This window comes from Nostoc sp. 'Peltigera membranacea cyanobiont' 210A (assembly GCF_002246015.1).
In the GTDB taxonomy this organism is placed as follows: domain Bacteria; phylum Cyanobacteriota; class Cyanobacteriia; order Cyanobacteriales; family Nostocaceae; genus Nostoc.
The window spans coordinates 751,958-765,254 of sequence record NZ_NOLJ01000003.1 but is presented as its reverse complement, the minus strand read 5'-3'; the positions used below and the strand labels follow the sequence as shown (position 1 = coordinate 765,254).

At 44.5% G+C, this 13,297-nt stretch carries 4 protein-coding genes; all 4 read left to right on the top strand.

The genetic code is table 11. From position 1 onward, the window contains the following. The first annotated feature begins 27 nt into the window (after nt 1-27). The 4 genes from CDG76_RS12480 to CDG76_RS12465 all read left to right on the top strand — a co-directional run bounded on the left by CDG76_RS12480 (nt 28) and on the right by CDG76_RS12465 (nt 12,732). Nucleotides 28-1,530 carry an HlyD family efflux transporter periplasmic adaptor subunit gene (locus tag CDG76_RS12480; RefSeq protein ID WP_094349311.1) on the top strand — a complete coding sequence of 501 codons (1,503 nt, stop codon included), beginning with the start codon at nt 28-30 and terminating at the stop codon, nt 1,528-1,530. Between the two features lie 273 nt (nt 1,531-1,803). Then, on the top strand, nt 1,804-4,671 hold the full coding sequence (locus CDG76_RS12475; protein WP_094349310.1) for a two-partner secretion domain-containing protein: 2,868 nt from the start codon (nt 1,804-1,806) through the stop codon (nt 4,669-4,671). 402 nt (nt 4,672-5,073) lie between these two features. Next, nucleotides 5,074-9,297 carry a two-partner secretion domain-containing protein gene (locus CDG76_RS12470; RefSeq protein ID WP_094349309.1) on the top strand — a complete coding sequence of 1,408 codons (4,224 nt, stop codon included), beginning with the start codon at nt 5,074-5,076 and terminating at the stop codon, nt 9,295-9,297. Nucleotides 9,298-9,546: 249 nt separating this feature from the next. After that, entirely contained in the window at nt 9,547-12,732 is a 3,186-nt protein-coding gene (locus CDG76_RS12465; protein ID WP_094349308.1) for a two-partner secretion domain-containing protein, read from the top strand. Nucleotides 12,733-13,297: the final 565 nt, after the last annotated feature.

The following is a 13,297-nucleotide window of genomic DNA, read 5'->3' as shown; positions in this document are numbered from 1 at the left end:
TTCTCTGCGGTTTATTTATATGACATCATGGTTAGCAACACAAATTTTCTCCCCCCAATTCAAACAAACGAATTTCTCCCACCAATTACTCGTTGGACAACATGGGGCGGAATGTTTATTCTCTGCGTTCTCGGATTAGCTGTGCCACTTGCTGCAATTTGTAAATATAAGGTTACAGTCCAAGCACAGGCGGTTGTGCGTCCGGCGGGTGAATTGCGAATTGTGCAAGCGGCGACTGAAGGTCAGGTTATGCACATTTATGTCAAAGAAAATCAGCTTATCAAAAAAGGAGATGCGATCGCAACTATCGATGACTCCCGTCTGCAAACCAAAAAAAGTCAATTGCAAACTAGTATTCAACAATCTCAGTTACAACTAGTGCAAATCAATGCCCAAATTAGTTCCCTTAATAGCCAGATTCAAGCTGAAACTGACCGCCTTAACCGGATTATTACTGGCGCTCAAGCCGAATTGAGCGGTCGCCGTCGGGAATATCAAGATAAAAATCTTACCACTGTTTCCGAACTCCAAGAAGCTGATGCCAACGTCAAAATTGCCGAGAAAGAATTGCTGGCTGGGGAAGCACAGTTAAAAACAACACAAGCAAATCTCCATGCTGCTGAAGCTGCATTAGGTGTAGCCCAGTCAAAACAGAAGCGATATGAGAGTGTAGCCAACCAAGGGGCGCTATCTCAGGATCAATTGGAAGAAGCACAATTATCTGCCAGACAGCAAGAGCAAGCGGTAAAGGCGCAAGCAGCAGCAGTGGAAGCGCAAAAACAGACAATTGAACGGTTACAACAAGCGGTATCTGCTGTGATGGCCAGAAGACAACGCGCCCAAGTTGCCGTACATCCAAGTAATGCAGCAGTAACTGTTGCTACTGAGCGAATTGCTCAAGAAAAAGCCGGAGGGGAAAGTAACAAAGCAACAATAGAAAAGGAACGCCAAGCCTTAGTTAAGCAACGAATTGAAATTGAAAAGCAGTTAGAACGTGATACTAGCGAACTCAAACAAGCCAAAATAGATTTAGCTCAAACTGCGATCGCAGCTACCGCCGATGGTATCATTTCCCAACTCAATCTGCGAAACCCAGGTCAAACTGTGCGGGCTGGCGAGGAAGTATTGCAAATTGTCCCCACTGATGCACCTCAAGTTTTAAAAGCTGCGGTGGCATCTGATGAGCAAAGTAAGTTAAAAATTGGTCAAAAAGTCCAAATGCGGGTCAGCGCTTGTCCTTACCCAGATTATGGTACTCTGAATGGTCAAGTACAAGCGATTTCTCCAGATGCGATCGCTCCTCAAAAGAATGGCACAAATACATCGATGAATGGGACTACTAGTCCAAAAGCTACTGCGGCTGGTGCTTTTTATGAAGTGACTATTGAACCAGAAACTCTGGTTTTAGGTAAAGGGAAAAACCAGTGTCATATTCAATTGGGTATGGAGGGTAGGGTTGATATTATTTCCCGTGAAGAAACTGTGCTGCAATTTTTCCTCCGTAAGGCGAGGTTGATTAGTGATTTATAACTTTGTATTTTGGGAACCATTACCTAATTTTAAGTTTTTAAAACTTTACTTTCATCGAATTAAAATATCTGCTGAAATTAATTGTAGAAAAATTGATCGGGACGGCTAGCTGAAAACCTTTGAAGATGTAGCTCGAAGCCGTGGCTTAAGGGAATTGCATATTCACAGGTAGGAAATGAGCAAGCGAGGCTAGTTGTGACATGGCAATCTATGGAGATAAAAATTGGCACTCAAATTTATTAGGAGTTTTTAGTATTATTGGAGTGCTTGCTCATGTCATATTTNTGTTGTGAAAATCACGCCTTAGCCCAGATTACCCCTGATGGAACATTGGGTAATAACTCTTCAAAAGTCACTCCCAATGTCAATATTAAAGGTAGTGCTGCTGACCGGATTGATGGTGGAGCAATTCGCGGTGCAAACCTGTTCCATAGTTTCCAGGAATTCAATGTCGGAGAATCCCAACGTGTTTATTTTGCCAATCCCACGGGAATCTCTAATATTCTCACACGGGTGACGGGAAGTAATATCTCCAATATTCTCGGCACTTTGGGGGTAGATGGTGGTGCAAATTTGTTTTTTATTAATCCCAATGGCATTTTATTTGGGAGCAATGCACGTTTAGATGTGGCAGGTTCCTTTGTAGGGAGTACTGCGAATTCTTTTGTGTTTGGCAATGGCTTGGAATTTAGTGCAACAAATCCTCAGATTCCTTCCTCGTTACTAACAGTTAATCCTTCTACTTTGCTATTCAATCAACTTCAGGCTGGCAGGATTGAAAACAGGTCAATTGCACCAGCAGGAGATAATCTGTTTGGTTTACGAGTTCCCGATGGTCGTAGCCTCGTATTAGTAGGTGGAGATGTTGCCATTGATGGAGGCAGATTAAATGCTCCGGGTGGTCAAGTGGAATTGGGAGGATTGACGGGAGAGGGAACAGTAGGACTGAATTTTACTGACAACAATTTGAGCTTAAATTTTCCTGATAGTGTAGCGCGAGCAAATGTAACCCTCACTAATGGCGCTGAAGTGAATGTAAGAGCCAAACAAGGAGGTAGTATTGCCATCAATGCGCAGAATATAGATGTTTTGGGAGCAAGTAAACTTCAGGCTGGAATAGCGTCAGGGTTGGGGTCAGTTGACAGTCAAGCCGGAAATATTGACATTAATGCGACTGCGGGCATAAACATTACAAATGAAAGCCTTATCTCTAATGCTGTGCCAACTGGAGGTTTGGGCAACGCGGGCAGCATCAATATCACAGCTGGCTTTCTCTCCATAACCGATAGCGCTCTTTCTAACTCTAACTCTGAAAATCGAGATGCCGGAAGCATATCGCTGTGGTCAAATGGTTCTATTTCTCTTGAAAACAGCGATATCTCCACCAATACCAATTACGGGAATGCCGGAAACATATCGCTAAAGTCAAATGGCTCCATCTCTCTTAAAAAGAGTAATCTCTTGAGCAATACCAATTACGGGAATGCTGGAAACATATTGCTACAGTCAAATGGCTCTATCTCTCTTCTTGAGGACAGCTATCTCGACAGCGATAGCTTCGACGAGGGAAATGCTGGAAGCATTTTGTTGCGGTCAAATGCCTCTATCTCTATTAAAGATAGCATTCTGGACAGCCAAACCTCTGGCAATAGGGACAACACTGGAAGCATATTACTGTGGTCAAATGGCTCTATCTCTATTGAAAACAGCGGTTTTTGGAGCGCTACCTTCGGAGACGGGGATGCTGGAAGTATATCGCTACAGTCAAATAGTTCTATCTTTATTAAAAACAGTACTATCTCCAGCCAAACTGCTAGGAGCGATATTAGCGGTGGTAATGGGGGTGACATCCACATTCAGGCACAATCTCTTTCTCTAACGGATGGAGCTCGACTATTTGCCTCAACTGATAATAAGGGAAAGGCAGGCAATATCCTGGTGAACACTTCAGATTTTGTTAACCTCTCTAGAATTGATGACTTAGGAGAACTTAGTGGAATGTCTACAGCTACCGAATCTGAAGACACTGGTCAGGGTGGCGAAATCATAATCACTACAGGTGTACTACGTATGATGGATAAAGCATTTTTAAACGCCAGCACTACGTCGGGAAGCCCCGCTGGCAGCATCACGGTCAATGCCAATAACTTTGAAGCTGTCAGTGGCGCTAAACTGAGTACTATTACTTCTGGCAGGGGACGTGCCGGAGATATCACCCTTAAAATCACTGACAGCATGACACTAGCTGGCGCTAATAGTGGGCTGTTTGCCAACACAACTGAAGGTTCTAGTGGCAAAGGTGGTAGTATCTCCATCGACCCCAGAACTATAACCATTAGAGATGATGCGAAAATCGCTGTCGATAGTCAAGGTACAGGAGTTGGCGGCAATATTGACCTGATAGCAGGTTTGCTCACCCTAGATAATGGAACCATCTCCGCCGAAACCCGCAGCAACACTGGCGGCAATATTACCCTGAAGCTGCAAGACTTATTATTACTACGCAACGGCAGTCAAATCTCCACCACTGCTGGCAATAACCAGTTCGGTGGCAATGGCGGTAACATCACCATCAATACCCCTTTCATTGTCGCCGTCCCCCAAGAAAATAGCGATATCAGCGCTAATGCCTTTACAGGGATTGGTGGTAAAGTTGACATTATAACAAACGGCATTTTCGGTATTGTCCCGCAAAAAAGCCCAACCAAAAAAAGCGACATTACAGCGAGTTCAGAATTGGGAGTAAGTGGGGAAGTAACTATCAACAGTCCAGATACTGACCCTAGTCGCGGATTAACTCAACTACCCTCCAACTTCGTGGATGCATCCCAACAAATTGCCCAAGGTTGCACACCCAGAGGAAGACAAAACGCTAGTCGCTTTATTGCTACAGGACGCGGTGGATTACCCCAAAGCCCTAATGAACCGTTGCAAGGACGAGCAGTGATTACTGGTTGGGTAGATTTGCCCGCACAAGTAACAGCCATCACGGATAAATCATCTACTGCATCTATGACCAAATCTACCGATCCAATTGTGGAGGCTCAAGGATGGATTGTCGATGTTAATGGTAATATTATGCTCGTGGCTCAATCTCCTCAAAGTTTTTTTATTCCCTCTGCCATGTCTTGTAGTCAATAATTTGTTACTCCAAGAGTCGGGGGAGGAATTACGATGAAACCCAAGAGCGATCAAAACAATCAGATAGATGCATTATATCATGTCCGCTTGATTGCTTATTAAACCCGAAGAACCCCACCCCGCCAAAGCTACGCTTTGTCTCCCCTCCCCGCAAGCGGGGAGGGGATTAAGGGGTGGGGTGTAATGACTGTGGTTAGCATAACTAATTACGCGGACATGATATTACCTAATTTTAAGTTTTAAAAACTTTCCTCTCATCGAATTAAAATATCTGCTGAAATTAATTGTAGAAAAATTGATCAGTACGGCTAGCAGAAAACCCTTGAAGATGTGGCTCGAAGCCGTGGCGTGATTGATTACATATTCACAGGAATGAAATGAGCAAGCGAGGCTGGTTATGATATGGCAATCTGTGGAAATAGGAATTGGCGCTCAGATTTATTAGGAGTGTTTAGTATTATTGGAGTGCTTGCTCATGTCATATTGTGTTGTGAAAATCACGCCTTAGCCCAGATTACCCCTGATGGAACATTGGGTAATAACTCTTCAAAAGTCACTCCCAATGTCAATATTAAAGGTAGTGCTGCTGACCGGATTGATGGTGGAGCAATTCGCGGTGCAAACCTGTTCCATAGTTTCCAAGAATTCAATGTCGGAGAATCCCAACGTGTTTATTTTGCCAATCCCACGGGAATCTCCAATATTCTCACACGGGTGACGGGAAGTAATATCTCCAATATTCTCGGCACATTGGGGGTAGATGGTGGCGCAAATTTGTTTTTTATCAATCCCAATGGCATTTTATTTGGGAATAATGCACAGCTGGATGTAGCGGGTTCCTTTGTAGGGAGTACGGCGAATTCTTTTGTATTTGGCAATGGGTTGGAATTTAGTGCAACTAATCCTCAGAATCCTTCCCCATTACTAACAGTTAATCCTTCGACATTGTTCTTCAATCAACTTCCATCTGGCAGAATTGAAAACAGGTCAATTGCACCAGCAGGAACAGATCCAGCAGGTTTTAATGCATTTGGTTTACGAGTAGGAGATGGTAAAAGTTTGCTGCTAGTGGGCGGTAATGTCAGCATGGATGGCGGGCAGTTAAATGCTTATGGTGGGAGAGTTGAATTAGGGGGGTTAGCATCTCCTGGAAATGTCAATCTTGTTTTTAGTGGGGATAATCTCAGCTTGAAATTTCCTGAGAATGTGATTCGTGCTTCGGTATCGCTTACCAATCAAGCGCGTGTGTATGTAGAAGCTGCTGGTGGGGGTAATATTGCTATCAATGCCCGGAATTTGGAGATATTAGGCGGAAGTGTCCTTTATGCTGGTATTGGGGGGGGGTTGGGTACACCTGAGACTGTTGCTGGGGATACTACGCTAAATGCTACCGAAGACATCAAAATTGCTGGTTATGGTAGCGGGATTCGCAATTTTGTAGAAGAAGGAGCAAAAGGCAAAGGAGGCAACATTACTATTGATTCTGGTTACTTTTCATTACGAGATGGCGCTCAACTTATTGCCTTAACTTCTGGACAGGGAAATGCGGGGAATGTGACAGTGGATGCAAAAAATACTGTTTCCCTTGCAGATGCTGACATCCTTAGCAGAGTGGAAGCCGGAGGTGTGGGTAAAGGTGGCAATATCAACATCAATGCAGCAACCCTGTCACTCACTGATGGTGCTACACTTTCTGCCTCAATTCTTGGACAAGGGAATGCGGGGAATGTAACGGTGCGTGCAAAAGATGATGTTTCTCTGACAGGTAATGCTGGCATTTTGACCACAGTGGCAGCAGGAGGTGTAGGTAAGGGTGGCAATATTGACATCAATGCAGCAACTCTGTCACTCACTGATGGCGCTCAACTGCTAACCATTACTCGTGAAGCATCTGATACCCAACCAGCAGGAAGAGGAGATGCAGGCAATGTCAATATTTTGGTAACAGGTGCTGTTGATATTGCTGGGGAAAAAAACGGTTTTTTCAGTGGGATTGTCAGCAGTGTGGCTACAGGAACAGTTGGCAATGGAGGTAACATTACCATCGATTCTGATGACTTCTCATTACGAGATAATGCTGAAATTAATGCCTCAACTCGTGGACAAGGAAATGGAGGTAACATTACCATCGATTCTGATGACTTCTCATTACGAGATGGCGCTGAAATCAATGCCTCAACTTCTGGAGTGGGGAATGCAGGGAATGTGACGGTGATTGCAAAAGATACTGTTTCCCTTGCAGATGCTGCCATCTACAGCGCAGTGGCAGCAGGAGGTGTGGGTAAGGGTGGCAATATCGACATTAATGCAGCAACCCTGTCACTTACTGATGGTGCTCAACTGATAACTATTACTCGTGAAGCATCTGATACCCAACCAGCAGGAAGAGGAGATGCAGGCAATGTCAATATTTTGGTAACAGGTGATGTTGATATTACTGGGGAGAAAAACGGTTTTCTCAGTGGGATTGTCAGCAGTGTGGCTACAGGAACAGTTGGCAATGGGGGTAACATTACCATCGATTCTGGTGACTTCTTATTACGAGATGGCGCCCAACTTAATGCCTCAACTTTTGGACAGGGAAATGCGGGGAATGTGACAGTAGGTGCAAAAGATGCTGTTTCCCTTGCAGATGCTAGCATCTTCAGCACCGTAGAAGCCGGAGGTGTGGGTAAGGGTGGCAATATCAACATAAATGCAGCAACTTTGTCACTCACTGATAGCGCTCAACTGCTAACCTTTACTCGTGAAGCATCTGATACCCAACCAGCAGGAATAGGGGATGCGGGGAATGTCAATGTGAAAGTCACTGGCGCCGTTGATATTGCTGGAGAGAAAAACGATTTTCCCAGTGCGATTTTCAGCAGAGTGGATACCGGGACTGTTGGCCATGGAGGTAACATTACCATCGATTCTGGTAACTTCTCATTACGAGATGGTGCCCTACTTAATGCCTCAACTTCTGGACAGGGGAATGCAGGGAATGTGACGGTGATTGCAAAAGATGCTGTTTTCCTTGCAGATGCTAGCATCTTCAGCACCGTGGAAGCCGGAGGTGTGGGTAAGGGTGGCAATATCGACATCAATGCAGCAACTTTGTCACTCACTGATGGCGCTCAACTGATAACCATTACTCGTGGTGCATCTGATACCCAACCAGCAGGAAGAGGGGATGCGGGGAATGTCAATGTTTTGGTAACAGGTGCTGTTGATATTGCTGGGGAGAAAAACGGTTTGAAAAGTGCGATCGCCAGTACAGTGTCCACGGGAACAGTCGGCAATGGGGGTAACATTACCATCGATTCTGGTGACTTCTCACTACGAGATGGCGCTCAACTTTCTGCCTCAACTCTTGGACAGGGAAATGCGGGGAATGTGACAGTGGGTGCAAAAAATGCTGTTTCCCTTGCAGATGCTGCTGCCATCCTCAGCACGGTGGAAGCCGGAGGTGTGGGTAAGAGTGGCAATATCAACATCAATGCAGCAACCCTGTCACTCACTGATGGTGCTCAACTGCTAACCTTTACTCGTAGTGCATTTGATACCCAACCAGCAGGACAGGGAGATGCGGGGAATGTCAATGTGAATGTTACTGGCGCTGTTGATATTGCTGGAGAGAAAAATGGTTTGGTTAGTGCGATTTTCAGCAGTGTGGAAACGGGAACAGTTGGCAATGGGGGTAACATTACTATCGATTCTGGTAGCTTCTCACTACGAGATGGCGCTAAACTTTCTGCCTCAACTTTTGCACAGGGGAATGCGGGAAATGTTCGCATCAATGCAAAAGATGCGGTAACTGTTTCTGGAACTAGTCATATCGGCGCTAACAGTGGCTTATTTGTAAGTTCTACAGGTTCAGGAATCACAGGCGATATCGAAATCAATTCACCCAAAATTACCCTAGACAACCAAAGTAAACTCAACGCCGAATCTGCATCCGGTAACGGTGGTAACATCAACGTCAACAGTAATTTACTCTTACTCCGTCGCAACAGTCAAATCTCCACCAACGCAGGTACAGAAAAATTAGGTGGCAATGGCGGTAATATTAATATCAACTCAAGATTTATCGTTGCAGTTCCTAACGAAAATAGCGATATCAGCGCTAACGCCTTTACAGGGATTGGTGGTAGAGTTGACATTACAACTAACGGTATTTTCGGTATTCTGCCGCAAAAACGCCCAACTGAAAACAGTGACATTACAGCGAGTTCGGAATTGGGAGTAAGTGGGGAAGTAACTATCAACAGTCCTGATACTGACCCTAGTCGCGGATTAACTCAACTACCCTCCAACCTCGTGGATGCATCCCAACAAATTGCCCAAGGTTGCACACCCAGAGGAAGACAAAACGCTAGTCGTTTTATCGCCACCGGACGCGGTGGATTACCCCAAAGCCCTAATGAACCGTTGCGAGGACGAGCAGTGATTACTGGTTGGGTAGATTTGCCCGCACAAGTAACACACAGAGTCACGGATAAATCATCTACTGCATCTATGACCAAATCTGATGATCAGATTGTCGAGGCTCAAGGATGGATTGTCGATGCTAATGGTAATATTATGCTCGTGGCTCAATCTCCTCAAAGTTTTTTTATTCCCTCTGCCATGTCCTGTAGTCAATAATTCATCACTTCAAGAGTCGGGAGAGGAATTACGATGAAACCCAAGAGCGATCAAAACAATCAGATGCATTACCTAATTTTAAGTTTTAAAAAGTTTACTCCGATCTAGTTAAAATATCTGCTGAAATTAATTGTAGAAAAATTGATCGGGACGGCTAGCTGAAAACCCTTGAAGATGTGGCTCAAAGCTGTGGCGTAAGAAAATTGCATATTCACAGGTAGGAAATGAGCAAGCGAGGCTGGTTCTGATATGACAACCTGTAAAGATAGGAATTGGCACTCAGATTTATTAGAATTTTTTGGCATTATTGGAGTGCTTGCTCACGGCATATTTTGTTCTGAAAATCACGCCTTAGCCCAGATTACGCCTGATGGAACATTGGGTAATAACTCTTCAATAATCGCTCCCAATGTCAATATTAAAGGTAGTGCTGCTGACCGCATTGATGGTGGAGCAACTCGCGGTGCAAACCTGTTCCATAGTTTCCAGGAATTCAATGTGGGTGAGTTGCAGCGTGTTTATTTTGCCAATCCCACGGGAATCTCAAATATTCTCACACGGGTGACGGGAAGTAATATCTCCAAGATTCTCGGCACATTGGGGGTGGATGGTGGTGCAAATTTGTTTTTGATCAATCCTAATGGCATTTTATTTGGGAACAATGCACGGCTGGATGTAGCGGGTTCCTTTGTAGGGAGTACGGCGAATTCTTTTGTGTTTGGCAATGGGTTGGAATTTAGTGCAACTAATCCTCAGACTCCTTCTTTGTTACTAACAGTTAATCCTTCCGCTTTGCTATTCAATCAACTTCAGGCTGGCAGAATAGAAAATAGGTCAATTGCACCAGCAGGAGATAATATCTTTGGTCTACGAGTACCAGATGGTCAGAGTTTGCTATTAGTGGGTGGAGAAATTGCCATCAACGAAGGTAAATTGAATGCTCCGGGTGGACGAGTGGAATTGGCAGGAATTGCAGGTGAGGGGACAGTCGGACTGAATGTGGATGGTAATAATTTGAGTTTGATTGTTCCTGATAGTGTAGCTAAAGCCGATATCTCACTCAGTAATCAAGCTTTGGTTAGTACCAGTGGCGAAGGTGGCGGGGCTATTCAGGTGTGGGGTAAAGGAGTTACAGTTAGTGGAGGTTCCAAGATTGAAGCCAGCACTTTAGGAGCATTACCTGGAAAAGGATTGAGTGTAAATGCTTCCGAATCAGTGCAAGTCGTTGGAGAATCACCTACTGGAATTCGTAGCGGTTTATTTGCTGAAAGTTCTGGGACAGGAGATGCAGGAGACTTGACAATTAACACCAGACAGTTACAAATCTTAGCAGGAGGAAAGATTTCATCTAGTACAACGAATGCAGGTGTGGCAGGAAATTTGACCGTGAATGCCTCAGAATCAGTGCAACTAATTGGCATTCCAGATAATCCCTATTTAGGTACTGGTATATTTGCTGCATCTAATGGAGTGGGAGACGCCGGAGACATCACGATTAACACTAGACAGTTACTCATCCAAAATGGAGCCGGAATCATAACCGATAACGAAGGTAAAGGGGTTGGAGGGAGTATAACCGTAAATGCCGAATCAGTGCAGCTAGTCGGTACTGCGATTCTGCCACAGTTTCCTAATAGATGGTATCCTAGCAAAATAAGTTCTAACGCCTATGGCACAGGGCCCGCAGGAAAGATTACGATTAATACCAATCAGTTGTTAATCCAAGATGGAGCAGCGATTTCAGCTCGAACTAACGGTAGTGGGGCTGGAGGAAGTTTGACGATAAATGCCTCCCAATCAGTTAAACTGATAGGATTTGCTACTAATAGTAATAGTCTATTTCCCTTTCCCAGCAGCTTGTTGACTCAAACATCGAGTACAGGAACAGCAGGAGATTTGGCAATTAATACCAATCAGTTGATTGTCCGAGAAGGACAACTATCTGCCAGTACTTTTGGACAAGGGAATGCTGGCAATATAAACATTGAAACTGTCACGATGAATATCATTGATAGTCAAGTGGCAAGCAGTGTTTACCGTAAAGGGTTTGCAGGAAATTTGACTATTCACGCTGCCGAGTCAGTCGAAATCAGTGGAAAAATCAAATCATTTACATCTAATCTTGAAAATCCTGCTGGCTTATTCGCTCAGGTAAACCCTAGAGGTGAGGGTCGCGGTGGCAACTTGACTATTGAGACAAAACGCTTGAGTGTCAGTCATGGAGGCAAAGTGCAAGTCGCTACTTTTGGTCAAGGTGACGCTGGTAATCTCACAATTCGGGCCTCTGAAGTAGAGGTATTTGATACACCTGTTGATAACCTCTTTGCTACAGGTATCAATGCAGGTATTCAACTAGACGCAGATGAAACAGTTATTCCACCCAGAGGCAATGGTGGCGATTTAACAATTGAAACCGATCGCTTGAGTGTGAGAGGTGGTGCAATAATATCGGTTGGCACTGCTGGAGTTGGCAATGCAGGTAGATTGCGAATTCATGCGTCGAAATCTGTCGAAGTCGTTGGAAAATCACCAAATGGTAACTTTAACAGCCAAATCAGCGCTGCGGTGAAGCCAGAAGGTACTGGTAGTGGGGGAAGTTTAAAGATTGAAACTGAGCAGATGATTGTCCGGGATGGAGGTGAAGTCACTGTCAGTAGTACCGGAGCGGGGACGGCAGGCGACCTTGAGATCCAAGCTCGTTCTCTGAGCCTGGATAACCAAGGAGCGATCGCCGCCATAACCAGATCGGGGAATGGTGGTAATATTACCTTGAAGTTGCAAGAGTTATTATTACTACGCAATCATAGTCAAATTTCCACCACTGCCGGCAGTAGCGAATTCGGTGGCAATGGCGGTAATCTCATCATTAATAGCCCTTTCATTGTCGCTGTTCCCAAAGAAAATAGCGATATCACTGCTAACGCCTTCACTGGAACTGGTGGTAGAGTTGACATTACAACAAACGGTATTTTCGGTATTCTCCCGCAAAAACGCCCAACGGAAAACAGTGACATTACAGCGAGTTCGGAATTGGGGGTGAGTGGGGAAGTAACCATCAATAGTCCAGATACTGACCCTAGTCGCGGATTAACTCAACTACCTTCCAACCTCGTGGATGTATCTCAACAAATTGCCCAAGGTTGCACTTCCAGAGGACGACAAACCGCTAGTCGTTTTATCGCTACCGGACGCGGTGGATTACCCCAAAGCCCTAATGAACCGTTGCGAGGACGAGCAGTAATTACTGGTTGGGTAGATTTGCCCGCACAAGCAACAGCCATCGCGGATAAATCATCTACTGCATCTATGACCAAATCTACCGAGCCGATTGTGGAGGCTCAAGGATGGATTGTTGATGGTAACGGTAATATTATGCTTGTGGCTCAATCTCCTCAAAGTTCTTTTATTCCCTCTGCCATGTCTTGTAGTCAATAGACTTCTTGCAGAAGTGGGGAAAAGGGGAAGGGTAAAAGGGAAAAGAAAAGCTTTTAACCCAAACCCAGTAACCTTTTCCCAAAGCCCAATTTCAAGTTAAAACAGTATTGGTATTAGCCCTTTTCCCTACTTGTGCAAGAAGTCTATCGACCGATAATACAAAATTTCTGCTTGGGTGCATAAAAAATAAAACTCATCGTATATGAGTTCAGCAGGGAGATTCACTTAGCTCAACTTTATTCAGCAAAAACCCTGGCTCTTGGGCAAATGCTTTTTAAGTAAAACTACCTTCCCTTAAAGGTTTCAGGGATAGTGTAGACCTTATTTAGCGTTTTGTTGCAGATATCTTGTTACCAACAAAACCGATAAAGTCGAGCTAAAACCGGACTTCCAACTGCGTCTCTATGTGATGAAATATCACCCTAGATAGACCTTAAGTGATTTCCGACAAAGAAAATACCTATGTTGGCGAGTTTCGACTTCGCTCAACTCTCGATCTATCCGTTGGTTGAGCGAAGTCGAAACCAACAGCATCGGTATATTTATTCTTGTAAATCACCTTACT